Annotated in this window: 25 protein-coding genes; 16 read left to right on the top strand and 9 right to left on the bottom strand. The window is 47.5% G+C overall.

What is annotated here, in order from left to right:
* The first annotated feature begins 13 nt into the window (after window positions 1-13).
* The 3 genes from ilvD to acuI all read left to right on the top strand — a co-directional run bounded on the left by ilvD (window position 14) and on the right by acuI (window position 4,559).
* Window positions 14-1,855, top strand: a complete 1,842-nt coding sequence (ilvD, locus tag IX95_RS21240; RefSeq protein ID WP_038163830.1) for a dihydroxy-acid dehydratase — start codon at window positions 14-16, stop codon at window positions 1,853-1,855.
* A 3-nt stretch (window positions 1,856-1,858) separates the two neighbouring features.
* Complete coding sequence (gene ilvA, locus IX95_RS21235) at window positions 1,859-3,406, top strand: threonine ammonia-lyase, biosynthetic (protein ID WP_038163828.1); 1,548 nt, start codon at window positions 1,859-1,861, stop codon at window positions 3,404-3,406.
* Between the two features lie 172 nt (window positions 3,407-3,578).
* The gene (gene acuI / locus IX95_RS21230; RefSeq protein WP_038163825.1) at window positions 3,579-4,559 is read left to right on the top strand and encodes an acrylyl-CoA reductase (NADPH); all 981 of its coding nucleotides are present in this window, start codon (window positions 3,579-3,581) and stop codon (window positions 4,557-4,559) included.
* Between the two features lie 62 nt (window positions 4,560-4,621).
* Here the strand turns inward: acuI and IX95_RS21225 are convergent, their stop codons facing one another.
* Together IX95_RS21225 and IX95_RS21220 are read right to left on the bottom strand one after the other, a co-directional pair.
* The gene (locus IX95_RS21225; protein ID WP_038163823.1) at window positions 4,622-5,563 is read right to left on the bottom strand and encodes a LysR family transcriptional regulator; all 942 of its coding nucleotides are present in this window, start codon (window positions 5,561-5,563) and stop codon (window positions 4,622-4,624) included.
* A 157-nt stretch (window positions 5,564-5,720) separates the two neighbouring features.
* Window positions 5,721-5,906, bottom strand: coding sequence for a hypothetical protein (locus IX95_RS21220; protein WP_006957487.1), 186 nt, complete (start codon window positions 5,904-5,906; stop codon window positions 5,721-5,723).
* 135 nt (window positions 5,907-6,041) lie between these two features.
* Here IX95_RS21220 and tusA point away from each other — a divergent pair, with 135 nt between their 5' ends.
* Complete coding sequence (tusA, locus tag IX95_RS21215) at window positions 6,042-6,290, top strand: sulfurtransferase TusA (protein ID WP_019273982.1); 249 nt, start codon at window positions 6,042-6,044, stop codon at window positions 6,288-6,290.
* Window positions 6,291-6,344: 54 nt separating this feature from the next.
* Here the strand turns inward: tusA and IX95_RS21210 are convergent, their stop codons facing one another.
* Entirely contained in the window at window positions 6,345-6,605 is a 261-nt protein-coding gene (locus tag IX95_RS21210; protein ID WP_006957484.1) for a hypothetical protein, read from the bottom strand.
* Between the two features lie 208 nt (window positions 6,606-6,813).
* The gene (locus IX95_RS21205) at window positions 6,814-7,368 is read right to left on the bottom strand and encodes a TMEM165/GDT1 family protein (RefSeq protein ID WP_038163821.1); all 555 of its coding nucleotides are present in this window, start codon (window positions 7,366-7,368) and stop codon (window positions 6,814-6,816) included.
* A gap of 478 nt (window positions 7,369-7,846) precedes the next feature.
* On the opposite strand from IX95_RS21205, the gene glyQ reads away from it, so the two are divergent.
* The 3 genes from glyQ to IX95_RS21190 all read left to right on the top strand — a co-directional run bounded on the left by glyQ (window position 7,847) and on the right by IX95_RS21190 (window position 12,314).
* Window positions 7,847-8,770, top strand: a complete 924-nt coding sequence (gene glyQ / locus IX95_RS21200; protein ID WP_006957480.1) for a glycine--tRNA ligase subunit alpha — start codon at window positions 7,847-7,849, stop codon at window positions 8,768-8,770.
* A 2-nt stretch (window positions 8,771-8,772) separates the two neighbouring features.
* Window positions 8,773-10,839 (top strand): glycine--tRNA ligase subunit beta, encoded by a 2,067-nt coding sequence (gene glyS / locus IX95_RS21195; RefSeq protein ID WP_038163818.1) that lies wholly within the window; start codon window positions 8,773-8,775, stop codon window positions 10,837-10,839.
* Between the two features lie 224 nt (window positions 10,840-11,063).
* Window positions 11,064-12,314 (top strand): valine--pyruvate transaminase, encoded by a 1,251-nt coding sequence (locus IX95_RS21190; RefSeq protein ID WP_038163816.1) that lies wholly within the window; start codon window positions 11,064-11,066, stop codon window positions 12,312-12,314.
* 108 nt (window positions 12,315-12,422) lie between these two features.
* Here the strand turns inward: IX95_RS21190 and IX95_RS21185 are convergent, their stop codons facing one another.
* The 5 genes from IX95_RS21185 to dnaA all read right to left on the bottom strand — a co-directional run bounded on the left by IX95_RS21185 (window position 12,423) and on the right by dnaA (window position 19,430).
* Window positions 12,423-12,857, bottom strand: coding sequence for an Hsp20 family protein (locus IX95_RS21185; protein ID WP_038163885.1), 435 nt, complete (start codon window positions 12,855-12,857; stop codon window positions 12,423-12,425).
* Window positions 12,858-13,337: 480 nt separating this feature from the next.
* Window positions 13,338-15,755 (bottom strand): DNA topoisomerase (ATP-hydrolyzing) subunit B, encoded by a 2,418-nt coding sequence (gene gyrB, locus IX95_RS21180; protein WP_038163815.1) that lies wholly within the window; start codon window positions 15,753-15,755, stop codon window positions 13,338-13,340.
* A gap of 13 nt (window positions 15,756-15,768) precedes the next feature.
* Complete coding sequence (gene recF / locus IX95_RS21175; RefSeq protein ID WP_019273976.1) at window positions 15,769-16,851, bottom strand: DNA replication/repair protein RecF; 1,083 nt, start codon at window positions 16,849-16,851, stop codon at window positions 15,769-15,771.
* A gap of 1 nt (window position 16,852) precedes the next feature.
* A complete protein-coding gene (gene dnaN / locus IX95_RS21170; RefSeq protein ID WP_038163812.1) occupies window positions 16,853-17,953 on the bottom strand; it encodes a DNA polymerase III subunit beta in 1,101 nt (366 codons plus the stop codon).
* Between the two features lie 70 nt (window positions 17,954-18,023).
* Window positions 18,024-19,430 (bottom strand): chromosomal replication initiator protein DnaA, encoded by a 1,407-nt coding sequence (gene dnaA / locus IX95_RS21165; RefSeq protein WP_029235934.1) that lies wholly within the window; start codon window positions 19,428-19,430, stop codon window positions 18,024-18,026.
* A 417-nt stretch (window positions 19,431-19,847) separates the two neighbouring features.
* Here dnaA and IX95_RS21160 point away from each other — a divergent pair, with 417 nt between their 5' ends.
* The 9 genes from IX95_RS21160 to mioC all read left to right on the top strand — a co-directional run bounded on the left by IX95_RS21160 (window position 19,848) and on the right by mioC (window position 26,711).
* Window positions 19,848-20,594, top strand: a complete 747-nt coding sequence (locus tag IX95_RS21160) for an amino acid ABC transporter substrate-binding protein (RefSeq protein ID WP_006957464.1) — start codon at window positions 19,848-19,850, stop codon at window positions 20,592-20,594.
* A 125-nt stretch (window positions 20,595-20,719) separates the two neighbouring features.
* The gene (locus tag IX95_RS21155) at window positions 20,720-21,391 is read left to right on the top strand and encodes an amino acid ABC transporter permease (protein WP_006957462.1); all 672 of its coding nucleotides are present in this window, start codon (window positions 20,720-20,722) and stop codon (window positions 21,389-21,391) included.
* Window positions 21,388-22,125 (top strand): amino acid ABC transporter ATP-binding protein, encoded by a 738-nt coding sequence (locus IX95_RS21150; RefSeq protein WP_006957460.1) that lies wholly within the window; start codon window positions 21,388-21,390, stop codon window positions 22,123-22,125. The genes IX95_RS21155 and IX95_RS21150 overlap by 4 nt, the downstream gene beginning before the upstream one ends.
* Window positions 22,126-22,355: 230 nt before the next feature.
* Window positions 22,356-22,490: a 50S ribosomal protein L34 gene (gene rpmH / locus IX95_RS21145; RefSeq protein ID WP_004411068.1), complete on the top strand. Its 135-nt coding sequence runs from the start codon at window positions 22,356-22,358 to the stop codon at window positions 22,488-22,490.
* Between the two features lie 45 nt (window positions 22,491-22,535).
* Window positions 22,536-22,859, top strand: coding sequence for a ribonuclease P protein component (rnpA, locus tag IX95_RS21140; RefSeq protein ID WP_006957457.1), 324 nt, complete (start codon window positions 22,536-22,538; stop codon window positions 22,857-22,859).
* Complete coding sequence (yidD, locus tag IX95_RS26075; protein WP_080555897.1) at window positions 22,826-23,083, top strand: membrane protein insertion efficiency factor YidD; 258 nt, start codon at window positions 22,826-22,828, stop codon at window positions 23,081-23,083. Before rnpA ends, yidD begins: the two co-directional genes overlap by 34 nt.
* A gap of 2 nt (window positions 23,084-23,085) precedes the next feature.
* Window positions 23,086-24,741, top strand: coding sequence for a membrane protein insertase YidC (yidC, locus tag IX95_RS21135; RefSeq protein ID WP_038163806.1), 1,656 nt, complete (start codon window positions 23,086-23,088; stop codon window positions 24,739-24,741).
* Between the two features lie 120 nt (window positions 24,742-24,861).
* Entirely contained in the window at window positions 24,862-26,223 is a 1,362-nt protein-coding gene (gene mnmE, locus IX95_RS21130; protein ID WP_006957456.1) for a tRNA uridine-5-carboxymethylaminomethyl(34) synthesis GTPase MnmE, read from the top strand.
* Window positions 26,224-26,276: 53 nt separating this feature from the next.
* A complete protein-coding gene (gene mioC, locus IX95_RS21125) occupies window positions 26,277-26,711 on the top strand; it encodes an FMN-binding protein MioC (RefSeq protein WP_038163802.1) in 435 nt (144 codons plus the stop codon).
* Window positions 26,712-26,889 lie beyond the last annotated feature (178 nt).

Below are 26,889 nucleotides of genomic sequence, written 5' to 3'. Positions count from 1 at the left end.
AGGAAGTAGTAAGATGCCTAAATACAGATCAGCAACCACCACTCACGGTCGTAACATGGCGGGTGCTCGTGCACTGTGGCGTGCAACTGGCGTAAAAGATGAAGATTTTGGTAAGCCAATCATCGCAGTCGTGAACTCATTCACTCAGTTTGTACCGGGCCACGTTCACCTTAAAGACATGGGCCAACTGGTCGCCGGTGAAATCGAGAAAGCAGGCGGTATCGCCAAAGAATTCAACACCATCGCGGTCGACGATGGTATCGCAATGGGCCACGGCGGTATGCTCTACTCACTGCCATCGCGTGAGCTTATCGCTGACTCAGTAGAGTACATGGTGAATGCTCACTGTGCTGATGCCATGGTATGTATCTCCAACTGTGACAAAATCACTCCGGGAATGCTGATGGCGTCAATGCGCCTTAACATTCCAGTGATCTTTGTATCTGGCGGTCCAATGGAAGCGGGTAAAACCAAGCTGTCAGATCAACTGATCAAACTCGACTTGGTTGATGCGATGATCCAAGGTGCTGACCCGAAAGTCTCTGACGAGCAGAGCGAGCAAATTGAACGTAGCGCCTGTCCGACATGTGGTTCATGTTCAGGTATGTTCACAGCGAACTCAATGAACTGTCTGACTGAAGCATTAGGTCTGTCTCAGCCAGGTAACGGTTCGATGCTAGCAACACACGCTGACCGCGAAGAACTATTTATCAACGCTGGTAAACGTATCGTTGAACTGACACGTCGTTACTACGAGCAAGATGACGAATCAGCGCTGCCACGCAATATCGCTACTTTTGATGCATTCGAAAACGCAATGGCTCTGGATATCGCGATGGGCGGCTCAACCAACACCATTCTCCACCTGCTTGCGGCAGCACAAGAAGGCGAAGTGGATTTCGATATGGAAGATATCGACCGCCTGTCTCGCCAAGTACCTCACCTATGTAAAGTGGCACCATCTACTCAGAAATATCACATGGAAGACGTACACCGCGCGGGTGGTGTGATGGCTATCCTCGGCGAGCTGGACCGCGCAGGTTTGCTGCACAATGATGCACGCACCGTACTCGGCCTTTCAATGAAAGAGCAGCTAGCGCAATACGACATCATCCAGACCGAAGATGAAGAAGTACTCAAGTTCTTCCGTGCAGGTCCTGCCGGTATTCGTACCACCAAAGCGTTCTCACAAGATTGTCGCTGGGATCGCCTTGATGACGACCGAGCAGAAGGTTGTATCCGCACCAAAGAAAACGCCTTCAGCCAAGAAGGTGGCCTAGCTGTTCTATCAGGTAATATCGCTCTTGATGGTTGTATTGTGAAGACGGCTGGCGTTGATGAAAGCATCCACAAATTCACTGGTCCTGCTGTAGTGTTTGAAAGCCAGGAAGACGCGGTTGAAGGCATCTTAGGCGGCAAAGTCAAAGCAGGCGATGTAGTAGTAATCCGCTATGAAGGTCCTAAAGGGGGCCCGGGTATGCAGGAAATGCTTTACCCAACCACTTACCTGAAGTCAATGGGGCTTGGTAAAGAGTGTGCTCTGCTGACGGATGGTCGCTTCTCTGGCGGTACGTCTGGCCTGTCCATTGGTCACGCTTCACCTGAAGCGGCGAATGGTGGCGCGATTGGTCTGGTAAAACAGGGCGATATGATCGCGATTGATATTCCAAACCGCTCTATTTCTCTAGAAGTCTCAGAGCAGGAACTTGCTGAGCGCCGTGCAAAACAAGACGAACTGGGATGGAAGCCAGTCGATCGTCAACGTGAAGTTTCTTTTGCACTCAAAGCGTACGCAAGTATGGCAACCAGTGCTGACAAAGGGGCAGTACGAGATAAATCTAAGCTAGAGGACTAGCTTATGTCTGATTCTCTCTTTTCAGGGAAAGCTCATCAGACTGGCGCAGATTATCTGCGCCATATCTTAAGAGCTCCGGTTTATGAAGCAGCAACGGTAACGCCTCTGCAGGAGATGCCACGCCTGAGTGAACGGATTGGCAACAAGGTGCAAATCAAACGCGAAGATCGCCAGCCAGTTCATTCGTTCAAACTACGTGGCGCCTACAATATGGTTGCCAGTTTGTCTGAAGCGCAGAAGGCCGCTGGCGTGATTGCCGCCTCAGCGGGTAACCATGCACAAGGTATGGCGCTTTCCGGCACTAAGCTTGGTATCAAAACCACGATTGTGATGCCAAAAACCACACCTGACATTAAGGTCGAAGCGGTGCGTGGTTTTGGTGGCCAAGTGGTACTGCACGGCAATAACTTTGATGAAGCCAAAGCCGAAGCCGAGCGTTTATCTGAACAACATGGCTATACGTTTGTGCCTCCTTTTGATCACCCATTAGTGATCGCGGGTCAAGGCACTATTGGTATGGAGATGCTGCAACAAAATGGTCATCTCGATCATATCTTTGTGCCAGTTGGTGGCGGTGGTTTAGCAGCGGGTGTGGCGGTGTTGGTCAAACAGCTGATGCCAGAAATCAAAGTCATCGCTGTTGAGCCTGAAGACTCAGCGTGTCTTAAGGCTGCTTTAGATGCAGGTGAGCCCGTCGTGCTCGACCAGGTCAGCATGTTTGCTGATGGCGTCGCGGTAAAACGCATCGGTGAAGAGACGTTCCGCTTGTGTCAAAAGTACCTTGATGGGCACATTACCGTTTCCAGCGATGAAATTTGCGCCGCAGTCAAAGACATCTTTGAAGATACGCGCGCTATCGCAGAGCCTTCTGGCGCATTGGCGTTAGCAGGGTTGAAGAAGTACGCTGAGCAAAACCAGCTTAAGAACAGCAACCTAGGTACTGTTCTGTCAGGTGCGAACACTAACTTCCACGGTCTGCGCTACGTCTCTGAGCGTTGTGAACTGGGTGAAAAACGTGAAGGCCTGCTGGCAGTCACGATTCCAGAACGCCAAGGCGCTTTCTTTGAGTTCTGTAACCTGATTGGCGGCCGAGCGGTCACTGAGTTCAACTACCGCTACAACGATGACGATCTGGCCAACATTTTTGTCGGTGTTCGTCTACAAGGTGGGCAGGAAGAGCTGGAACACATCATTCACGATCTGCGTGAAGGTGGTTACCCTGTGGTCGACTTGTCAGACGACGAAATGGCAAAACTGCACATTCGTTACATGATAGGTGGTAAACCATCGAAGCAGCTGAAAGAGCGCCTATATAGCTTTGAATTCCCAGAGTACCCAGGTGCATTGCTGAAATTCCTCAGCACATTAGGTACACATTGGAACATCAGTCTGTTCAACTATCGCAATCATGGTGCCGACTATGGTCGAGTATTGTGTGGCTTTGAACTGGATGAAGCCGATTTATCACGATTTTCCGCCCATTTGCGAGAGCTGGGTTATCAATGCAAAGACGAAACCGACAACCCGTCGTATAAGTTTTTCCTTTCTTAATCATCAAAAAGCCAGTCACATGACTGGCTTTTTCTTTACTGCCCAATGCAACTTTCCACAATGCACTGTATGCATGTATATAATGCTAAAGTTTCATTTTAGTCATAGTGACTTTCAGTCTACACTCAATATCAGTTTTTAAATGTTTGCTACCGCGTAGTGGAGACCATCTATGTTTAACGCACTGATTCTAAACCAAGAAGAAAAACGCACCATCGCCTCTGTAGAACAAATCGATGAAGCACAATTGCCACAAGGCGACGTACTGATCGATGTCGATTACTCATCACTCAACTACAAAGATGGTCTGGCGATCACTGGCAAAGGTAAGATCATCCGCAACTTCCCTATGGTACCGGGCATCGATATGGCAGGCACCGTTGCTCATTCAGATGATGAACGTTACCAAGTCGGCGATAAAGTCGTATTAACTGGCTGGGGTGTGGGTGAGAATCACTGGGGTGGTATGGCTCAACGTGCGCGCCTAAAAGCAGACTGGTTGGTACCACTGCCAAAAGGGATCGACAGCAAAAAGGCCATGATGGTTGGCACCGCTGGCTTTACTGCCATGCTGTGTGTTCAAGCGCTTATCGACGCTGGTGTCAAACCTGAGTCAGGTGAAATTCTGGTCACAGGCGCCAGTGGTGGTGTGGGTTCAGTAGCGGTAACGCTATTGGCAAAGCTCGGCTACAAAGTGGCGGCGGTGACTGGCCGCATTGAACAAAATGGTCCTCTCCTAGAAAAGCTAGGCGCAAGCCGTATCATTGATCGTGTCGAGTTTGAAGAGCCCGCACGCCCACTAGAAAAGCAAGTTTGGGCTGGCGCCGTTGATACTGTGGGCAGCAAAGTACTGGCTAAAGTACTGGCGCAAATGGATTACAACAGCGCAGTAGCTGCTTGTGGTTTGGCTGGTGGCTTTGACCTACCAACAACCGTGATGCCTTTTATTCTGCGTAATGTTCGCCTGCAAGGCGTAGACTCAGTGATGTGCCCAACAGAGAAGCGTATCGCCGCTTGGGAAAAACTGGTTGAACTACTACCTGACAGCTACTTTGAACAAGCCTGTACTGAGGTGGCCCTTGCCGATGCACCAAAATACGCAGAAGACATTACCAACGGCCAAGTAACAGGTCGCGTTGTGATTAAGCTGTAATTCTAAGATTCAAAATAAAAGAGCCAGCATTGCTGGCTCTTTTTGTATCGATGGAAATCGTGTTAATCCAATCCCATGTCTGCGATACGTTTGGCAATCAAACGACTACACTCTTCTCTCACCACAGATCGCAGCCATTCCTGCGCCGGTGAGTGCTCGCAACGTGCATGCCAGATCATCGAATAATCAAACGGCGTGAACTGGAATGGTAAAGGCTTAACTGCCAAGTCATAACGCTCTGCAACCAGATAAGCTAAATCCGCTGGCACTGTAATGATCAGCGGCATGGTATCCACAATGGCCAGTGCTGCTTCCAGATGATAAGCCCGCAGCACCATTTTTCGCTTAGGCTGGTCCACTAATGCCTGTTCAATTAGGGCTTTGACGCCATCACTGATAGCGATCATCGCATGTGGATAGGTAAGGTAGTCCTTCAAACTGAGTGAGGTGTTGGCCAACGGGTGCTGTTTAGATAAGAGACATAAAACCCCTACACGCCCAAGAATTTCACTGCGTAGTGGCTCCACTGGACCAATGGGTCGGCATATGGCTAAATCCGCCCCTTCATACGTCAACTGAGCAGCTAATCGGTCATGTTGCAGAGGTAGAAAGTTAATCGACACATTAGGCGCTTCCTGATAAATACGCGGCAAAGCAAAGGGCAGAATAGTCTGCATCGCATAGTCAGTGGTGGCGATATTGAAGGTATTCTCAAAGCTTTGCGGTTCAGTTTGAATCGGAGACAACACCTGACGCAGCGATTCCAGTGGCTCTCCCAGAGCTTTGTCAACCTCGAGCGCTTTTTCGGTTGGAATCAGATGCTGACCCTGACGCGTAAACAAAGGGTCACCCAGCATGTCACGCAGCCGACCTAACACTCGGCTCATCGCAGACTGGCTGAGATTAAGCCGATGTGCCGCCTTACTGACGCTGCACTCTTCGATTAAAACCCGCAACGCCACCAGCAAATTCAGATCACGGCGATAGATGTCTTCTAATTCCACAAATAGCCACTTAAAATGAAGGGTATATTTATTGAATTGTACTCTTTAGATAAAAAAAATCCCGCCTTTCAGCGGGGAAGCCCAAGAAAAATGGGGATAGTGTCGGAATGTAATTGAGCGTAGTTACAATTGAGAATGGTTGTTGGAAGTTCAACCATCAATTTTCTTGCTCTTCAGATGCGCTCGGCCAGCGATGCATCTCGAGCCAAATCCCTACAACCGTCGCAACCATGCCGAGCAAAGGCATAAACGACGATTCTGCTGGTGTACGTAAAACAAGTGCGCAAAAAGAAATAAAGCACAGCACGGAATAGATTGTTAGACGATCTAAAGCTGTCAACATAAGCGCTCCTTGTTTTAAATGTTACCAACTTGTTAACTAAGTTAAAACAATTTGATCGCTTTGCCAAGGGGTTATTGAATATTTTTTCTTCACCAGTATTATCTACCCCCTATTGAGGTAACCAAAGATATGACCATGACAATCAATTCAGAACAGGCGACCCAAATTTTAGAGGCAGAAGGACTGCGCTGCCCAGAGCCCGTGATGATGGTCAGGAAGACAATCCGTAACATGCAAGAGGGTGAGATTCTGCTGGTAAAAGCCGATGATCCATCCACCACACGCGACATTCCGAGCTTCTGCCGCTTTATGGATCACCAGCTGATTGCGGCTCAAACCGAAGAGCTGCCTTACCAGTACCTGATCAAGAAAGGAATGGAGTAGCGTTAACGCTAAGCTAATAAAAATGAAAAACGGCTGCCTGGGGCAGCCGTTTGTTTATTCGTCATATTCAATGGTGTGGACTTCAGATTGCAATTTTCTCAGCTGTTTTTGCATTGCCCGCATTTCTTCGTGCATTGGGATAATGTGCGCGACTCGAATCCAGGCTTCAACCGTCAACGCGGTCAACACAAATGAACCCGCAACAATCGGCAGCCACATGTCGGTCAGTACCATTGCCAGTAAACACAGTACCAAGCCGAAAGTGAATAGATAACTCTGACTTTTTGGGGTCATCCCCATATAACGTGTAAGCATAATGTTGCCCTCTCGCTATACTCTAGGTGTTTGAAGAATAAACAGAATTCTTCTCACCTTGAGTAACATCATTCACACCGTTAAGTTAGCATGACAAGTATGACACGAATATGTCAGCGATCACGCCCTTACACGAATTTAGCATAGAGTTTGATCTATCGCATTTCTCCACCAGATATCCGCTTTTTATCGCACGTTAGCGACCGTTTTACAAAAACGCAGCGCCAACCGCCAGAGCGATAAATAGCAGAGCCGTCACCTTACGAATCAGGTTGAGCGGCATTTTGTCGGCCGACAATTTACCAATCAAAACCACAGGAACATTGGCTGCCAGCATACCCAGCGTGGTGCCGATAATCACTAACGTCAACGCATCAGCAAACTGAGCCCCTAAGATAGAGGTAGCAATCTGAGTTTTATCACCAATTTCAGCGATAAAGAACGCGATAAAGCTGGCAACAAACGGTCCTCGATTGGAAATTTCATCGTCATCATCCAACTTATCTGGAATCAGCACCCAACCCGCCATAGCGAGAAAACTTGCCACCACGACCCACTTAAGCACCTCTGGTGATAAATAGTCGGCCACAACCACACCTAACCAAGCCGCAAGGGCGTGATTGGCAATAGTAGCGCAGAAAATAGCGGCGATAATCGGTATCGGTTTTCGATAACGACTGGCCAACAGTAAAGACAATAGCTGGGTTTTGTCACCAATTTCGGCTAAAGCGACAGTGGTAATTGAAATAGCTAAAACGCTCACGACATGCTCATTGAGGCAGGGATAATTATTTTAAACCTAAGACAAACCTCGTGCCCCACCCCGATTCACGATGTTTATCTAAGGTCTTGCTAAACCCATCAGGCAATGAGTCTCGAGCGCCATGGTGATTGTGCACCAATTATGTTGACGAACGAACCAAACAATCAGGCTGATTGTGTTGGTAAGCTACTCCCCAAAGATGGACGCAATTCTATCCAGCTCTATGTCATTTCTCAAGTAACAAAGTGGTCAAAAACTTCCTTTTAGGAAAATTTGGACGAATAAGCCATTAAAAATCCATTAAAGGAGAATTCTGACTAGGAATTAATCAAGATTAGCCCTACTCCCCTACGCAATATCTGGGTATACTTGATTGTTATTTTCATTATATTAATGTGCTGAAAGTGATAGAAATCGCCATGACTACGGCGAACATTTGATCAATAACAGCAACAGAAGAATCGCGCGAACCTGACTTATGCAAAAATACGATATCAAAACCTTCCAGGGAATGATCCTCGCGCTGCAGGATTATTGGGCTCAAAATGGTTGTACCATTGTTCAACCGCTAGATATGGAAGTGGGTGCGGGTACCTCTCACCCAATGACTTGTCTACGAGCGCTTGGCCCAGAGCCAATGTCTACAGCTTACGTACAACCTTCACGTCGTCCTACCGATGGCCGTTATGGTGAAAACCCTAACCGTCTTCAGCACTACTACCAATTCCAAGTAGCGCTAAAACCATCGCCAGACAATATTCAGGAGCTGTACCTAGGTTCTCTAGAAGTACTTGGTGTCGATCCTCTGGTTCACGACATTCGTTTCGTCGAAGATAACTGGGAAAACCCAACATTAGGCGCATGGGGCCTAGGCTGGGAAGTGTGGCTAAACGGTATGGAAGTGACTCAGTTTACGTACTTCCAGCAGGTTGGCGGCCTTGAATGTAAGCCAGTAACCGGTGAAATCACTTACGGTATCGAGCGTCTCGCTATGTACATCCAAGAAGTAGACTCGGTTTACGATCTCGTATGGAACATCGCTCCAGACGGCAGCAAAGTCACTTACGGTGACATTTTCCACCAAAACGAAGTAGAGCAGTCAACGTACAACTTCGAGCACGCAGACGTCGATTTCCTATTCACCTTCTTCGACCAATGTGAAAAAGAAACCAAAGAACTGCTAGAGCTTGAGAAGCCACTTCCGCTTCCAGCTTACGAGCGCATTCTTAAAGCGGGTCATGCATTCAACATTCTTGATGCACGCAAAGCTATCTCGGTAACAGAACGCCAACGTTACATCCTTCGTATCCGCAACCTGACTAAATCGGTTGCAGAAGCGTACTACGCATCACGTGAAGCTCTTGGCTTCCCAATGTGTAAGAAAGAAGGCGAGGAGAAGTAATCATGGCAAAAGAATTTCTAATTGAACTGGGTACAGAAGAGCTACCACCAACGCAACTTCGCACCCTAGCGGAAGCGTTCGCGGCTAACTTCGAAGCGGAACTTAAAGGTGCAGACCTAGCACACGAAGGCGTGAAATGGTACGCCGCTCCTCGTCGTCTAGCACTTAAAGTTACTGCATTGGCTGAAGGCCAAGCGGACAAAGTGGTTGAGAAACGTGGACCAGCAGTTTCTGTCGCATTCGATGCGGACGGTAACGCGACAAAAGCCGCTCAAGGTTGGGCGCGTGGTAACGGCATCACTGTTGAGCAAGCTGACCGTCTAGTAACAGACAAAGGCGAATGGCTTCTTTTCAAACAAGAAGTGAAAGGCCAAGCAACGTCTGAAATCGTTGTCGACCTAGCAGCTAAAGCACTGGGTAACCTGCCTATCGCTAAGCCAATGCGTTGGGGTAACAAGACTACTCAGTTTATCCGCCCAGTTAAAACACTGACTATGCTGATGGGCTCTGACCTTATCGAAGGTGAAATCCTAGGCGTAGCATCAGATCGCACTATCCGTGGTCACCGCTTCATGGGTGAGCAAGAATTCACGATTGAATCTGCAGAGCAATACCCAACGATCCTAGAAGAGCGCGGTAAAGTGATGGCAGATTACGAAGCACGTAAAGCGATCATCCTTGCAGATTCACAAAAAGCCGCTGCAGCAGTGGGCGGTGTTGCTGATCTAGAAGATGACCTAGTTGAAGAAGTAACGTCTCTGGTTGAATGGCCAGTGGTACTGACTGCGAAGTTCGAAGAAGAGTTCCTAAAGGTTCCTTCTGAAGCGCTGGTTTACACCATGAAAGGTGACCAGAAGTACTTCCCAGTGTATGACGAAAACAAGAAGCTACTACCAAACTTCATCTTTGTTTCTAACATCGAATCGAAAGAGCCTCGTTACGTTATCGAAGGTAACGAGAAGGTAGTACGTCCACGTCTAGCGGATGCTGAGTTCTTCTTTAACACTGACCGTAAGCGTCCTCTTATCGACCGCCTGCCTGAACTAGAGCAAGCGATCTTCCAGAAGCAGCTTGGTACTATCAAAGACAAGACTGACCGCATAACAGAACTTGCTGGCTACATTGCTGAGAAAATCGATGCTGACGTTGAGAAATCTAAGCGCGCAGGCCTACTGGCTAAGTGTGACCTAATGACATCTATGGTATTCGAATTTACCGATACTCAAGGTGTAATGGGCATGCACTATGCGACTCACGATGGTGAGGACGAGCAAGTTGCACTGGCACTTTACGAGCAGTACATGCCTCGTTTCGCCGGTGACGAATTGCCTAGCACAGGCATTTCTTCTGCGGTAGCAATGGCTGACAAGCTAGATACGATCGTTGGTATCTTCGGTATTGGCCAAGCACCTAAGGGTTCTGACCCATTCGCACTTCGTCGTGCATCACTAGGTGTGCTACGTATTATCGTTGAAAACGGCTACAACCTAGACCTAACAGATTTGATTGCTAAGGCAAAAACTCTGTTTGGTGACCGTTTGACCAACGACAACGTAGAAGCTGACGTAATCGACTTTATGTTAGGTCGTTTCCGCGCATGGTACCAAGATGCTGGTTTCAGCGTGGATATCATTCAAGCGGTACTGGCGAATCGTCCAACTAAGCCAGCTGACTTTGACCAACGTGTTAAAGCGGTATCTCACTTCCGTGAACTGGAAGCGGCAGAAGCTCTAGCCGCAGCGAACAAGCGTGTAGGTAACATCCTAGCTAAGTTCGATGGTGAGCTCGCAGCAGAGATCGACCTTGCTCTTCTACAAGAAGATGCAGAGAAAGCACTAGCAGAAAGCGTCGAAGTAATGACAGAAGCGCTAGAGCCAGCGTTTGCAACAGGTAACTACCAACAAGCTCTAAGCAAGCTTGCAGACCTGCGTGAGCCAGTCGATTCATTCTTCGACAACGTTATGGTAATGGCAGATGACGAAGCGCTGAAGAAGAACCGTCTAACGCTACTGAACAACCTGCGCAACCTATTCCTACAGATCGCGGATATTTCACTTCTACAGAAGTAATATCTCGAACAATATAGGTACTATGAAGCCCAACTCCTCGGAGTTGGGCTTTGTTTTTATCAGTGACGGAATTTTGTGCTTTGCCTCGTAATCACATTAAGGTATGTTCAGGGATTACCCGATTATCCATAGACCACTATGCTCAAGGTGAGTCTTGGAATTACTAGCTTCGACTAGTAACTATTACACTTAAAGCAATCACAATGAATTAGGTATAACTACAAATGCAATTCTCTAAGTTTGGTGAAAAATTCAATCAGTATTCCGGTATCACGCGTTTAATGGATGACTTAAACGACGGCCTGCGCACGCCAGGTGCGATCATGCTCGGAGGTGGTAACCCAGCCGCTATTCCAGCAATGCTCGAATACTTTCGCCAAGCCAGTGAGGAGATGCTCGCCAACGGGGACCTCGTGGCCGCCATGGCCAACTATGATGGCCCGCAAGGCAAAGACGCGTTTGTAAAAGCTCTGGCTAAGCTATTAAAAGACACTTATGGCTGGAACATATCAGAAAAAAACATCAGCCTGACCAACGGCAGTCAGAGCGGCTTCTTTTATCTGTTCAACCTGCTGGCGGGTAAGCAGCCAGATGGCTCGCATAAGAAAATCTTGCTGCCTTTAGCGCCTGAATACATTGGCTACGGCGATGCAGGCGTTGATGAAGATATCTTTGTCTCCTACCATCCAGAAATTGAAATACTCGACAATGGCCTGTTTAAATACCATGTTGATTTCGAACAGCTCAAAGTCGATGACTCAGTTGCCGCCATTTGTGCATCACGCCCAACCAACCCTACCGGTAACGTGCTCACTGATGAAGAAATCCATAAACTGGATAAACTGGCGCGCGAAAATAACATTCCGCTCATCATCGACAATGCCTATGGTCTGCCATTCCCGAATATCATCTTTGAAGATGTTCAGCCGTTCTGGAACGAAAACACCATCCTATGTATGAGTCTGTCTAAACTCGGCCTTCCGGGTGTACGTTGCGGTATTGTGATTGCCAGTGAAGAAGTGACTCAAGCGATGACCAACATGAATGGCATCATCAGTTTGGCTCCTGGGAGCCTTGGCCCTGCGTTGGGTCATCATATGATTATGAATGATGACCTGCTAAATCTCAGCACTAATGTTATCAAGCCGTTTTACAAGCAAAAGTCTCAGCGAGCTGTCGAGCTGCTGCAAGCTGCCATCACTGACTCACGTTTTCGCATTCACAAACCTGAAGGGGCGATCTTCCTATGGCTTTGGTTTGATGAGCTGCCAATCACCACTATGGAGTTATATCAAAGGCTGAAAGCACGCGGCGTGTTAATCGTGCCAGGCGAGTACTTCTTTATTGGTCAGGAAGATGACTGGGAGCACGCACACCAATGCCTGCGCATGAACTACGTTCAAGAAGACGAAATGATGCAGAAAGGCATCAAGATTATTGCTGAAGAAGTCGAAAAAGCGTATCAGGAAGCCTAAGTAAACTGCTTCGGTTAGATCAAAAAAGAGCACCTAGATGGTGCTCTTTCACTCTTATTCCCGATCTATTTGGCTAGTTAAAGCCAGTGGCTTCAAATATGACGGGTTTTAACCTTCGATTAGGTTATTACCACCAATCGCAATCTTACGTGGTTGCATCGCTTCAGGGATTTCGCGCTCTAGGTCAATGTGCAGCAGACCATTTTCCATGCTTGCACCGACGACTTTTACATAGTCTGCTAGCTGGAATTTACGCTCAAAATCGCGCTCTGCGATACCTTGATACACGTACTTTTTCTCTTCTTCTGATTTACGCTCACCCTTAACAATCAGCATGTTTTCTTTTTGAGTAAGGTCTAGATGCTCTTCAGCAAAGCCTGCAACTGCCATAGTAATACGGTAGTTGTTCTCATCTTTCTGCTCGATGTTGTATGGAGGGTAACCGCCAGAAGTGTTCTTCGAAGTGTTCGCTTCCATCATGTTGAATAGACGATCGAAGCCGATTGCGTTGCGGTAAAGTGGAGTGAAATCTACAGTTCTCATAATGCTATCCTCATAGTAAGCAATAGTCTTAGCCGTGAGTTTGCGCGGATCTATCTTGTACAGGTCCTTGCCGACTAAGGGATTCATTCACTACTCCTCGGGTTCTGTTAACTCTGGGACGTAGCTATAAATCAGTTCAATTGTGTGCCTCTAAAGTCATCCTCTCCTGAGCGATACCTTATTAGCGGTTAGTGAGGTTCTGTTTCTTCTCTCTTGAGCAAGACAGCCTCCCTCTTCACAACTAGATATGTGGATTGAGCAAAATAGTTTCAAGGGATTATTTTAAATTAATTTTCCAAGTCACTACTTTTCAGATACTTAGAAACAAAAAAGACCACCATTTCTGGCAGTCCTTTAAAATCTTTAGATTATTTTTATTGAAGCTGGATGAGCTTAGTTCAAGGAGAAGGCGCGGAGTTTATAAGCATAAATGAGCACCTTCGACACAGAAATCAGTTCATCCAGCGAAGAGAAAAAGCTCTAAACGTCTAGGTTTGCTACCTTCAGTGCATTCTCTTCGATAAAGTTACGACGAGGCTCTACTTGGTCACCCATTAGTGTCGTAAACAGCTGATCTGCACCAACGGCATCTTCAATCGTAACCTGCATCATACGGCGCGTTTCTGGGTCCATTGTGGTTTCCCAAAGCTGCTCTGGGTTCATCTCACCCAGACCTTTGTAGCGCTGTAGGCTTAGGCCACGACGTGACTCTTTGATTAACCAGTTCAATGCATCAACGAAGCTTGAAACAGGCTGAGTACGTTCACCACGCTTGATGTAGGCACCTTCTTCAATCAGGCCGTTAAGCGCTTCTGACAGATCAGCCAGCTTGCCGTATTCTTTCGAGTTAATCAGATCAATACTCAGTGCATGCTCATGAGTCACGCCATGAGTACGCACAACAATCTTAGGTAGGTTTAAACCTAGCTCTGCATGTTGCTCAACTTCAAAGCTGTACTGGCTCGCACCCACTTCTTTAGCATTAAGCTGCTCAACCAGCTGTTTAGTCCACGCTTCAACGGCTGCTGCATCGTGGCACTGCTCTGCCGTTAGACGCGGCGTGTAGATAAGCTCATGAACCAATGCATGTGGGTAGCGACGGCTCATGCGATCCACCAGCTTAATACCTGAGTTGTATTGCTTAACAAGGCTTTCTAACGCTTCACCCGATAGAGCTGGCGCTTCTGCATTTACGTGCAGAGAAGCATTGTCTAACGCTAATGCCACTTGGTATTGGCTCATTGCATCTTCATCTTTGATGTACTGCTCTTGTTTGCCTTTCTTCACTTTGTAAAGTGGTGGCTGAGCGATGTACACGTAGCCGCGCTCGATAAGCTCTGGCATTTGACGGTAGAAGAAGGTCAATAGTAGCGTACGGATGTGCGAACCATCGACATCCGCATCGGTCATGATGATGATGTTGTGGTAGCGCAGTTTATCTGGGTTGTATTCGTCACGACCGATGCCACAGCCAAGTGCGGTGATAAGCGTTGCAACTTCTTGCGAAGAGAGCATCTTATCGAAACGCGCTTTTTCAACGTTAAGGATTTTACCTTTCAGTGGAAGAATCGCTTGGTTCTTACGGTTACGGCCTTGTTTTGCGGAGCCGCCTGCCGAATCACCCTCCACTATGTACAGTTCAGAAAGTGCCGGGTCTTTTTCCTGACAGTCAGCCAGCTTACCTGGCAGGCCTGCTAGATCTAGTGCGCCTTTACGACGAGTCATTTCACGTGCTTTACGCGCTGCTTCACGAGCACGCGCCGCATCGATGATCTTGCTACAAACCGTTTTAGCTTCTGTTGGGTGTTCAACTAGGAACTCCGACAGCTTTTCACCCATCACAGATTCAACCGCTGATTTCACTTCCGAGGACACCAGCTTATCTTTGGTTTGGCTTGAGAACTTAGGATCCGGTACCTTAACCGAGATAACTGCGGTTAGACCTTCACGTGCATCATCACCTGAAGTGGCTGTTTTTGCTTTCTTCGAGAAACCTTCTTTGTCCATGAACGAGTTCAGTGTACGTGTTAACGCAGCACGAAAGCCCGCTAAGTGTGTACCACCATCGCGTTGAGGGATGTTGTTGGTGAAACAGTAGATGTTTTCCTGGAAACCATCGTTCCACTGCATCGCGACTTCAACGGCAATACCATCTTCACGCTCAGCGTTGAAGTGGAAGACTTTCTCGATGATCGGCGTCTTGTTAGTGTTTAGGTGTTCTACGAAAGCTTGAATACCACCTTCGTACATGAAGTGGTCGCTCTTGTCTTCTTCACGCTCATCCGCCAGCTTAATCGAGACGCCTGAGTTAAGGAACGAAAGCTCGCGTAGACGTTTAGCCAGAATATCGTAATGGAATTCAGTGTTAGAGAAGGTTTCTTCACTAGGCCAGAAACGGATTTCCGTACCTGTTTTGTCCGTTTCACCAATCACAGCAAGTGGCGCTTGCGGCTCACCATGGTGATAGGTTTGCGTATGTATTTGGCCACCGCGATGGATGGTCAGAGTCACTTGCTTAGACAGCGCGTTTACTACCGAAACACCTACACCGTGCAGACCACCCGATACCTTGTATGAGTTATCATCGAACTTACCACCTGCGTGCAGAACCGTCATGATAACTTCTGCTGCCGAAACATTCTCTTCCGGGTGCATTTCGGTCGGGATACCACGACCGTCATCGCGTACCGATACTGAACAATCCTCATGAATCGTCACGATGATGTCTTTACAGTGACCCGCTAACGCTTCATCAATTGAGTTATCCACCACCTCGAAAACCATGTGGTGTAGACCGGTACCATCGTCCGTGTCGCCGATGTACATCCCTGGACGCTTACGTACTGCATCCAGGCCCTTTAGTACTTTAATACTCGATGAATCGTAATTTTCAGACATGAGTTATCTTCCACTATATATTTTGTTCTATTGTGCCATGTTCCACATGGAACATCCTGCCATTTTCGTCCAACATGTCGGCGATTTGGCTTTCTGTAATAGAACTGACAAAAACTTGCGCCCCCGTCTCCTTCAAGCAGTCTGCTAGACGCTTACGACGTTGACTATCTAATTCAGAGGCAAAGTCATCAATTAAGTAGACACATTGCTTGCCGGTCATCTCAGTGAGGTGTTGACCTTGCGCCACGCGCAATGCACATACCATGAGTTTGAGCTGACCTCGTGACAGAACATCCTCAACCGGAGTCCCGTTCACTTTAATTTTTAAATCGGCTTTATTCGGACCACTAAAGGTGTAACCCAGTGCCTGATCCCGCTCAAAATTGTTCTCAAGAATAGCCTGATAAGGTGTGTCCTTATCCCATCCTCGGTAATATTTCAGCTGGATCTCAAATTCGGGGAGAAATGTCTGACAGATTTCCGTGGCTTTCTCGGTCATCTGCTCAACATATGTGGCTCGCCACTGGCTGATGTTTTCAGCCAACCTTGCCATCTCCTGATCCCAATACGACAGCTCACGATAGCTGGTGGCCGTTTTTAACAACGCGTTGCGCTGTTTATTCAGACGTTTAAACCGCCCCCAAGCATCATAGAAAGCCGACTCAGTGTGAAACACACCCCAATCGATAAATGCTCGGCGATGTTTTGGGCCGTCCGTCAATAAATCAAACCCTTCCGGATGGATCAATTGCAGTGGCAGAACCTGCGCCAATTGAGCCAGTTTCTGTCCGGATTGACCGCCTATTTTAACCTCTGTTGAGCCATCACGCTGCTTATTAATGCCAATTGGTAGCTCAAATTGATCCGAGTTCAAAAAACGACCGTGCACAAACAGCTCCTCACAGTCATTTTGGATGACTCGGCCTGTCAAAGAGCTTTTAAAAGAGCGGCCGTGGCCGAGCAAGTAGACGGCTTCCAGGACACTGGTTTTGCCACTACCGTTCGGACCTATAAGAAAGTTAAAGCCTGCTGATAGTTCAATATCACAGGCTTTAATGTTGCGAAACTGCTGAATAATAAGACGTGAAAGCGGCATGCTAGAGTCGGATCGGCATTACCACGTACATAGCGCCGTCGTCATCCACGTTTTCAATCATGGCACTGGCGTTAGCGTCCGACATCGACACGCGTACTTTTTCACAACGCAGAGTATTTAACACATCCAAGACGTAACTGACGTTAAAGCCAATCTCAATCGGATCGCCTTCGAAGCTGACATCCAGCATCTCTTCCGCTTCTTCTTGCTCTGGGTTATTAGCGGTAATACGCATTTCCGTATCCGCTAAGTTGACGCGAACACCACGGAATTTTTCATTCGACAGGATAGCGGCACGCGAGAACGCCTGACGCAGCTCATCACATTCCGCTTCAAGCGTTTTGGTCGTCGTTTGTGGCATCACGCGGCGGTAATCCGGGAAACGGCCATCCACCAGCTTAGAGGTAAAGACAAAGTTGTTCACTTCGGCACGAACATTGGAGCTACCGATTTGCAATGTCACTGGCTGCTCAGGTGCATCCAGTAACTTAACCAGTTCTAGTACACCTTTACGTGGCACAATGATTTGCTGCTGAGCAAAATCAGCACCTAATTGAACCTGAGACACCGCCATACGGTGTCCATCAGTGGCCACACTGCGTAATGTCATACCATCAATCTCAAACAACATACCGTTCAGGTAGTAACGCACATCCTGGTTTGCCATCGAGAATTGGGTTTTCTCAATCAATCCACGCAACTCGCCTTGAGTCAGCGAGACTTCGACTTCACTCTGCCAATCTTCAATGTTCGGGAAATCATTGGCAGGTAAGGTAGATAGAGAGAATCGGCTGCGTCCAGAACGAACCTGAACACGATCGCCTTCTAAAACAAAGGTAATGACTGAGTCATCAGGCAAGCCACGACAGATATCTAAAAACTTACGCGAGGGAACCGTCACACTGCCCGCTTCAAAATCGCCTTCCAGAGCAACACGGCTGATAAGCTCGACTTCCAGATCCGTTGCCGTCATCGACAACATATTGTCTTCAACTTTCAGTAACAGGTTACCCAGAATAGGAAGAGTTGGACGACCACCTAACGCGCCAGACACTTGCTGCAGCGGTTTAAGTAAGTGGTTACGTTCAATGGAAAATTTCATAGTACGCTCTTATCAGAATTCGTTTAGCTTAATACGGTATTATTCTATTTAGTGCTTAGAATACTGTGATTTAAGAAGAAAGGGTACGAATCAGGTTAGAATAATCTTCCTTGATGTCGTGACTCTCTTCGCGCAGTTGTTCAATTTTACGGCAGGCGTGAAGAACAGTGGTATGGTCGCGACCACCAAAAGCATCGCCGATTTCTGGCAAGCTATGGTTAGTCAGCTCTTTTGCAAGAGCCATCGCTAGCTGGCGCGGACGCGCAACCGATCGCGAACGACGCTTAGACAGCAGATCAGCGACTTTAATCTTGTAGTATTCCGCCACCGTCTTTTGAATATTATCGATCGTCACCAACTTTTCTTGTAGAGCCAGTAAGTCACGCAGTGCTTCACGGACAAAATCGATGGTGATTGGACGACCGGTAAAGTTGGCATTAGCAATCACGCGGTTTAACGCGCCTTCCAGTTCACGTACGTTGGATCGCAGTCGTTTAGCGATAAAGAACGCCACTTCATCAGCAAGGTGTATTTGGTGATCTTCGGCTTTTTTCATCAAGATAGCGACACGGGTTTCCAATTCAGGCGGCTCGATCGCCACCGTCAATCCCCAACCAAAACGGGATTTTAAGCGATCTTCTACGCCACTGATCTCTTTAGGATAACGGTCAGAAGTCAAAATGATCTGTTGATTGCCTTCTAAAAGCGCATTGAAGGTATGGAAGAACTCTTCCTGAGAGCGCTCTTTATTGGCGAAGAATTGGATGTCATCGATCAGCAGGGCATCAACACTGCGGTAGTAACGTTTAAACTCTTCAATCGCGTTGTTTTGCAGCGCTTTTACCATGTCTTGAACAAATCGCTCAGAGTGCATGTAGACTACTTTGGCATTCGGCTTGTTATCCACAATCGCATTGCCCACCGCATGCAACAAGTGCGTTTTACCTAAGCCCGTGCCACCGTAGAGGAATAACGGGTTGTACGCTGCACCTGGATTATCAGCCACCTGACGAGCGGCCGCTAAACCGAGTTGGTTTGATTTACCTTCAACGAAGTTGTTGAACTTGTGCTTGATGTTCACATTTGAGCGGTGGTTGATCTCTGCCACCTGCTGCTCATCATCATCCCAAGTTTTATGCACTGGCTTACGCGCTTGGAGCTGAGCGGGTGCCGAAGATTCTGCCGCCACATCAGCCGGTGTTCGCTTCGGCGCTGGCTTAGGTGCAGAAACAGGGCGGCTCCCCACTTCAAACCGTAAGCTCGGGATGTCATTGCCGCAGTATTCCTGCAACAAACGATTAATGCTGTTGAGGTAACGATCGCGAACCCAATCCATTACAAAACGGTTAGGCGCAAATAAAGTGAGAGTATTGTCATTGAGCTCCGCTTGTAACGGACGTACCCACATACTGAATTCTGTAGCTGGTAGCTCTTCTTGAAGCTGCTGCATACATTGCAACCAAAGCGAAGATGACACGGTGCCCCCACTCAAAGTTAATGATCGAAAAAGATTGGCAATTTTACCTGTTGATAACCAAGATCGCCAGCAAATGATCGACGATCCAGTGAATAAGATCTAAGTTATTCACAATATTTACGTCATTATCCGCTAGATCAACACAAGCAGCCCTATTCTTACTCACATAAGGATCCACATTTGCGCTTTTTCTCACAGATCCGCCATCTGGTGATAAGTCTGTGAATCAAGCTTTCGCAAGGTGTGATTTTATTCCAATCTCGTCTTTTTATTTTTTGCTACGTCTTTACTCACACGACTGGCCACCTTTAGTAAGCTATCTTATTCCACAGGCGTCTAGGTTATTGCTCTTGGTTATTTATCTAATTAACTAAAGTGACAGTAGTATTTGTGCCCATAAAACTATGGAGTTGTACTATGAAAAACTGGATTAAAGCTGCTGTAGCAGCAATTGCGCTTTCTGCTGCGACGGTTCAAGCCGCGACTGAAGTTAAAGTCGGTATGTCTGGCCGCTACTTCCCATTCACTTTCGTTCAGCAAGACAAGCTGCAAGGCTTCGAAGTGGACCTATGGGATGAAATTGGTAAGCGTAACGATTACAAAGTGGAATACGTTACAGCAAACTTTTCTGGTTTGTTTGGTCTGCTAGAGACAGGTCGTATTGATACGATTTCAAACCAGATCACAATGACGGATGCTCGTAAAGCCAAATACCTTTTTGCTGACCCATACGTTGTTGATGGTGCGCAGATCACTGTTCGTAAAGGCAACGACAGCATCCAAGGTATTAAAGATCTTGAAGGCAAAACGGTGGCAGTTAACCTAGGTTCAAACTTTGAGCAGTTGCTACGCAACTACGACAAAGACGGCAAGATCAACATCAAGACTTACGATACAGGTATCGAACACGATGTGGCACTTGGTCGTGCAGACGCGTTTGTTATGGACCGTCTATCGGCTCTTGAGCTGATCAAAAAAACTGGTCTACCTCTGCAACTTGCAGGCGAACCGTTTGAGACGATTCAAAACGCATGGCCTTTCGTTGACAATGACAACGGCAAAAAGCTTCAGGCTGAAGTGAATAAAGCACTGGCTGAAATGCGTGCTGACGGTACACTAGAGAAAATTTCTCAGAAGTGGTTTGGTGCTGATATCACTAAATAACCACTGTTGAGTATTGCTCGTCCGGTTGAGTCACTCAATCGGATTTGCTCTTAACCCACTGCTTTCCTTCCTTTGCAGTGGGTTTTGCTTTTTGTATAGAAGCTTATTTTTAACTGGGATACGTTATGGGATTCGATTTTAACTACATGCTGAACCTGATGCCGATACTGCTTAAGTATCTGGGCACCACCATGGAAATGGCGACATGGGGTTTAGTATTTTCACTGATTTTGGCCGTCATTTTAGCGAATATCCGTGTATTTCGCGTTCCCGTGCTTGATCAGTTAAGCCAGCTGTATATCAGCTTCTTCCGTGGTACACCATTACTGGTTCAGCTGTTTCTGCTTTACTACGGCTTACCACAGATTTTTCCGTTCCTAGTCGGTCTGGATGCATTCAGCGCCGCGGTAATTGGTTTGACCCTGCACTTTGCCGCTTACATGGCGGAGAGTATCCGCGCCGCGATCATTGGTATCGATCGTAGCCAGATGGAAGCCAGCCTGTCAGTAGGTATGACAACGACACAAGCGATGCGCCGAGTGATCTTACCGCAGGCAACGCGTGTGGCCCTGCCGTCATTGATGAACTACTTCATTGATATGATCAAGTCGACCTCATTGGCGTTTACACTAGGTGTGGCGGAGATCATGGCAAAAGCGCAAATGGAAGCGTCATCCAGCTTCCGCTTTTTCGAAGCTTTCCTTGCCGTTGCGCTGATTTACTGGGGCGTTGTAGTAATACTGACTCGCGTGCAAATCTGGGCAGAAGCCAAGTTGAATAAGGCATACGTAAGATGATCAAGTTAGATAACATTCACAAACGCTTTGGTGAGACAGAAGTCCTTAAAGGCATCGATCTCGATATCAAACAGGGCGAGATTATTGTCATTATCGGCTCTAGCGGTACGGGCAAATCCACCTTGCTGCGCACGGTGAATTTTCTAGAAAATGCCGACAAAGGCGTCATCACCATTGATGACGTAAGCGTGGATACTGAAAAGCACACCAAAGCGGAAGTATTAGCTCTGCGCCGTAAGACAGGGTTTGTTTTCCAAAACTATGCCTTGTTTGCTCATATGACGGCCCGTCAGAATATTGCTGAAGGCCTCATCACCGTTCGCGGCTGGAAGAAAGACCAAGCATTGGCACGCGCTCAGCAGATTCTTGACGACATCGGCCTTGGCGATAAAGGAGACAGTTATCCAGCAGCGCTGTCTGGTGGCCAGCAGCAACGTGTGGGTATCGGACGTGCGATGGCACTGCAACCCGAATTATTGCTGTTTGACGAACCGACCTCAGCACTAGATCCTGAGTGGGTCGGCGAAGTTCTTCAGTTAATGAAGGAGTTAGCGACTAAACACCAAACCATGCTGGTGGTCACACACGAAATGCAGTTCGCCCGAGAAGTGGCGGATCGCGTGATCTTTATGGCGGAAGGCAATATCGTTGAGCAAGGCTCTCCACAGGATATCTTTAATAATCCACAGGATCCTCGTTTACAGAGATTCCTTCGCCAAGTAGGCGCTGAGTAAAGATCACCAAAGAAGATCGCTTGATCCTTGAGATTTTGCTCACACTACGTATAATCGCCCGGCCGGAATTTAGCAGTTGCTCAATGATTGACACTTTGTGTGACTGTGATTACAATTCCGCCTCTTTGTTGAGAGGCGTCGGTTTGTCCTCTTTATATATAAAGAAGACCAAATGGCCCACGCCGGGTTAACTAAGAACCTAAAACTACTGATCAGTAAAGGTAATTATCATGAAACGCACTTTTCAACCTTCAGTTCTAAAGCGCAAGCGTACTCACGGTTTCCGTGCACGTATGGCTACTAAGAACGGTCGTGCAACAATCAATGCACGTCGTGCAAAAGGCCGTAAGCGTCTTTCTAAGTAATCTTCGATTATTTTGAAAACGTACGCGTTCGATCGGGAGTTACGTTTGTTAACTCCCGAGCATTATCAAAATGTCTTCCAGCAAGCTCATCGAGCTGGCTCACCACATTTCACCATCATTGCTCGCAATAACAACCTATCTCACCCTCGATTAGGTTTAGCCGTTCCCAAAAAACAGATTAAAACCGCCGTTGGTCGTAATCGTTTTAAACGCCTTGCTCGTGAAAGCTTTCGTAACAATCAACATCAACTTGCTCACAAAGATTTTGTTGTGATTGCCAAGAAAAGCGCCCAAGATCTGAGCAATGAAGAAATGTTCAAACTGTTTGATAAATTATGGCAGCGCCTGTCTCGCCCTTCGCGTGGGTAGCAATCGGATTCGTCCGTCTTTATCAAGGTCTCATTAGTCCGCTTATCGGACCACGCTGTCGTTTTACTCCAACCTGCTCCACATACGCCATAGAAGCACTAAAAGCTCACGGTTTTGTAAAAGGGTGTTGGTTATCAAGCAAACGTCTATTAAAATGCCACCCTTTGAATGAGGGCGGTTTTGATCCCGTTCCACCAGTCCAGAAACAAGACAGAGATAAATAACGATGGATTCTCAACGTAATATCCTGTTAATCGCGCTAGCACTGGTTTCTTTCTTGTTGTTTCAACAATGGCAAGTCGCAAAGAACCCAGCACCACAGCCGGTTGAACAGGCACAATCAAGCAGTACCCTACCTGCCCCTACTCTTGCGGATGATTTAGATCCCGCGCCTGCGCAGCAAGCGTCTGCTAAAACGATTACCGTGACAACTGACGTCTTGACTCTGTCGATTGATACGGTTGGTGGTGATGTTATCACTGCAGACCTGAACCAATACTCTGCAGAACTGGATTCATCAGACCCATTCGTTCTACTGAAGAACGAACCAGGTCACCAATTCATTGCGCAAAGTGGTCTAGTGGGTCCTCAAGGTATCGATCTGAGCAGCTCAAATCGTCCGGCTTACTCAGTGAATGCAGATAGCTTCACTCTGGAAGACGGTCAGGATGAACTTCGCATCCCAATGACATACCAAGCAAATGGCCTTGAGTACACCAAAACATTTATTGTTAAGCGTGGCAGCTACGCGGTTGACGTTGAATACGATGTGGTCAACAACTCAGGTAACAACGCGACATTTGGTATGTACGCTCACCTGCGTCAAAACCTAATGGACGCGGGCGGCAGCATCACTATGCCAACTTACCGTGGCGGTGCGTACTCAACCGAAGAAACGCGTTACAAAAAATACAGCTTTGACGATATGCAGGATCGTAACCTGTCTATCAACCTACCTGATGGCCAGGGTTGGGCAGCGATGATCCAACACTACTTTGCATCAGCATGGATCCCTCGCAACGAACCAGGCACTAACCTGTACACTCGTGTGATTGGTAACCTGGGTGACATTGGTGTTCGTATGCCGAACAAAACCATCGCAACGGGTGATTCAGCAAAATTCAACGCGACACTTTGGGTAGGTCCTAAACTTCAGCAACAAATGGCAGAAACTGCGCCAAATCTAGATTTGGTTGTGGATTATGGCTGGCTATGGTTTATTGCCAAGCCACTACACACATTCCTGTCTTTTATCCAATCCGGTGGTGAACTATTTGGCTTCATTGATTTCCCATATGGTGTCGGTAACTGGGGTCTAGCTATTATTCTATTGACCTTCTTTATCCGTGGTGCGATGTACCCACTGACCAAAGCACAGTACACCTCGATGGCGAAAATGCGCATGCTACAGCCTAAGCTGCAAGCGATGCGTGAGCGTATTGGCGATGACCGCCAGCGCATGAGCCAAGAAATGATGGAACTGTACAAGAAAGAGAAAGTAAACCCACTAGGTGGCTGTCTACCTCTGCTTCTACAGATGCCTATTTTCATTGCACTTTACTGGGCATTAATGGAATCGGTGGAACTGCGTCACTCGCCATTCTTTGGCTGGATTGTTGACTTGTCAGCGCAAGACCCTTACTACATCTTGCCATTACTGATGGGTGCATCCATGTTCCTGATCCAGAAGATGAGTCCAACTACAGTGACAGATCCAATGCAGCAGAAGATCATGACGTTCATGCCTGTTCTGTTCACTGGTTTCTTCCTGTTCTTCCCATCAGGTCTGGTTCTTTACTGGTTAGTATCGAACATCGTGACTCTGATCCAACAGACGCTGATTTATAAGGCGCTGGAGAAGAAAGGCTTGCACTCAAAATAACGAGTCGGCGTAAATAATCGAGAAAGGCGACCAAAAGGTCGCCTTTTTGTTTTTGGCTGATTACAATTCATCTCATTCACTATTTACCCTTACAGGGTATGCATCGCACAGGCTACCACTATGACTACAGAGACCATTGTCGCTCAAGCAACTGCGCCCGGACGAGGCGGTGTCGGCATTATTCGCGTATCCGGTCCCCTTGCGGCCAAAGTCGCTTCTGAGGTAACAGGCAAAGAATTACGTCCAAGATACGCAGAGTATCTGTCATTTACGGCTCAGGATGGCACTCAGCTCGATCAGGGTATAGCGCTCTACTTCCCTAATCCAAACTCCTTTACCGGCGAAGATGTCCTAGAACTGCAAGGCCATGGCGGCCCAGTCGTAATGGATATGCTGATCAAGCGCATTCTGCAAATTCCCGGCATCCGCACCGCTCGCCCGGGTGAGTTTTCAGAACGAGCCTTCCTCAATGACAAGCTCGATTTAGCTCAAGCCGAAGCCATTGCGGACTTAATTGATGCCAGCTCAGAACAAGCGGCAAAATCTGCCCTTAAATCGCTTCAAGGCGCGTTTTCAAATCGAATCCAAACCTTAGTAGAGTCTCTGATACACCTGCGTATCTACGTCGAAGCCGCAATTGATTTCCCCGAAGAAGAAATCGATTTTCTTGCCGATGGTAAAGTCTCTGCAGACCTTCAGACAATTATTGATAACCTCACAGCCGTACGCAAAGAAGCGACACAAGGCGCTATCATGCGCGAAGGGATGAAGGTAGTCATCGCCGGTCGACCAAATGCGGGCAAATCCAGCCTTCTGAACGCTCTGTCGGGTAAAGAGTCTGCCATTGTGACCGATATTGCTGGCACCACCCGAGATGTATTGAGAGAGCACATCCATATTGATGGCATGCCACTGCATATCATCGATACGGCTGGTCTGCGCGATGCGTCAGATGAAGTCGAAAAGATAGGTATCGAACGTGCGTGGGAAGAAATCGAGCAAGCCGACCGCGTCTTGTTCATGGTCGATGGCACCACCACGGATGCCACTGACCCGAAAGAAATTTGGCCTGACTTCGTCGATCGATTGCCGAGCAATATCGGCATGACTGTGATCCGCAATAAAGTCGATCAAACCGATGAAACACTTGGTATCTGTCATGTTAACGATCCAACGTTGATTCGTCTGTCGGCCAGAACGGGTCAGGGCGTCGAATCATTACGTACGCACCTTAAAGAGTGCATGGGCTTTGCAGGTGGGCACGAAGGCGGCTTTATGGCTCGTCGTCGTCACCTAGAAGCGCTGGAAAAAGCTGCTGAACACCTTGATATAGGTCAGCAGCAACTGGAAGGTTACATGGCGGGCGAAATCCTCGCAGAAGAATTGAGAATTGCGCAACAGCACCTGAATGAAATCACCGGAGAGTTCAGCTCAGATGACTTGCTCGGGCGCATCTTCTCCTCCTTCTGTATTGGCAAATAATCCCCATACGCGCGACCTTTGAGTCGCGTGTTTTTTAGGTAAAAGGAAACCCTATGATCCAAATAATTACCGGCAGTACATTAGGTGGTGCTGAATACGTTGGCGATCATCTCAGTGATCTCCTGATTGAAAAAGGCTTTGAGACCTGCATTCACAACCAACCTGAGCTGAGTGAGATCCCGGCTGAAGGTACTTGGCTACTGATCACTTCCACCCATGGTGCTGGTGAATACCCAGATAACATTCAGCCATTTATCCAGGCCCTGCAAGACACCCCACCTAGAATGTCTGGGGTTAAGTATGCCGTGATTGCGATTGGCGACTCGAGTTACGATACATTCTGTGCTGCGGGCCAGCATGCTCATGCACTACTCGCGGACATAGGTGGTACACCGGTTGCAGACTGCCTGACAATCGATGTGCTCAATCATGATGTCCCAGAAGATGCCGCTGAAGCTTGGCTAGCCGATCATATTGATAGCCTATAATCCCCCCAACAAGGAAGTGATTGCTCATTGTCACTTCCTCTCTTCTTCTCAATCTGGTGAAATTTCAATCGTTCTATCTGTGGGTAAAATGCAAACTATCCGGTGATTAACCTTTAGTTATCCAAAGAACAACTCTTGATTTATTTTTCACCTGTGAATAACTAGCCATTTTGATCTC

Origin of the sequence: Vibrio sp. B183 (assembly GCF_000740665.1) — a bacterium.
Classification (GTDB): Bacteria; Pseudomonadota; Gammaproteobacteria; order Enterobacterales; family Vibrionaceae; genus Vibrio; species Vibrio coralliilyticus.
Note: the sequence above shows the minus strand (reverse complement) of the source record. Positions and strands in the feature narration are given on the sequence as shown.

Bases quoted from the DNA above. Each gene is read 5' to 3' on its own strand.
- ilvD (WP_038163830.1), top strand. From the start codon at position 14: ATGCCTAAATACAGATCAGCAACCACCACTCACGGTCGTAACATGGCG.
- ilvA (WP_038163828.1), top strand. From the start codon at position 1,859: ATGTCTGATTCTCTCTTTTCAGGGAAAGCTCATCAGACTGGCGCAGAT.
- acuI (WP_038163825.1), top strand. From the start codon at position 3,579: ATGTTTAACGCACTGATTCTAAACCAAGAAGAAAAACGCACCATCGCC.
- IX95_RS21220 (WP_006957487.1), bottom strand. From the start codon at position 5,906: ATGTTGACAGCTTTAGATCGTCTAACAATCTATTCCGTGCTGTGCTTT.
- tusA (WP_019273982.1), top strand. From the start codon at position 6,042: ATGACAATCAATTCAGAACAGGCGACCCAAATTTTAGAGGCAGAAGGA.
- IX95_RS21210 (WP_006957484.1), bottom strand. From the start codon at position 6,605: ATGCTTACACGTTATATGGGGATGACCCCAAAAAGTCAGAGTTATCTA.
- glyQ (WP_006957480.1), top strand. From the start codon at position 7,847: ATGCAAAAATACGATATCAAAACCTTCCAGGGAATGATCCTCGCGCTG.
- glyS (WP_038163818.1), top strand. From the start codon at position 8,773: ATGGCAAAAGAATTTCTAATTGAACTGGGTACAGAAGAGCTACCACCA.
- IX95_RS21190 (WP_038163816.1), top strand. From the start codon at position 11,064: ATGCAATTCTCTAAGTTTGGTGAAAAATTCAATCAGTATTCCGGTATC.
- IX95_RS21185 (WP_038163885.1), bottom strand. From the start codon at position 12,857: ATGAGAACTGTAGATTTCACTCCACTTTACCGCAACGCAATCGGCTTC.
- gyrB (WP_038163815.1), bottom strand. From the start codon at position 15,755: ATGTCTGAAAATTACGATTCATCGAGTATTAAAGTACTAAAGGGCCTG.
- recF (WP_019273976.1), bottom strand. From the start codon at position 16,851: ATGCCGCTTTCACGTCTTATTATTCAGCAGTTTCGCAACATTAAAGCC.
- dnaN (WP_038163812.1), bottom strand. From the start codon at position 17,953: ATGAAATTTTCCATTGAACGTAACCACTTACTTAAACCGCTGCAGCAA.
- IX95_RS21160 (WP_006957464.1), top strand. From the start codon at position 19,848: ATGAAAAACTGGATTAAAGCTGCTGTAGCAGCAATTGCGCTTTCTGCT.
- IX95_RS21155 (WP_006957462.1), top strand. From the start codon at position 20,720: ATGGGATTCGATTTTAACTACATGCTGAACCTGATGCCGATACTGCTT.
- IX95_RS21150 (WP_006957460.1), top strand. From the start codon at position 21,388: ATGATCAAGTTAGATAACATTCACAAACGCTTTGGTGAGACAGAAGTC.
- rpmH (WP_004411068.1), top strand. From the start codon at position 22,356: ATGAAACGCACTTTTCAACCTTCAGTTCTAAAGCGCAAGCGTACTCAC.
- yidD (WP_080555897.1), top strand. From the start codon at position 22,826: ATGGCAGCGCCTGTCTCGCCCTTCGCGTGGGTAGCAATCGGATTCGTC.
- yidC (WP_038163806.1), top strand. From the start codon at position 23,086: ATGGATTCTCAACGTAATATCCTGTTAATCGCGCTAGCACTGGTTTCT.
- mnmE (WP_006957456.1), top strand. From the start codon at position 24,862: ATGACTACAGAGACCATTGTCGCTCAAGCAACTGCGCCCGGACGAGGC.
- mioC (WP_038163802.1), top strand. From the start codon at position 26,277: ATGATCCAAATAATTACCGGCAGTACATTAGGTGGTGCTGAATACGTT.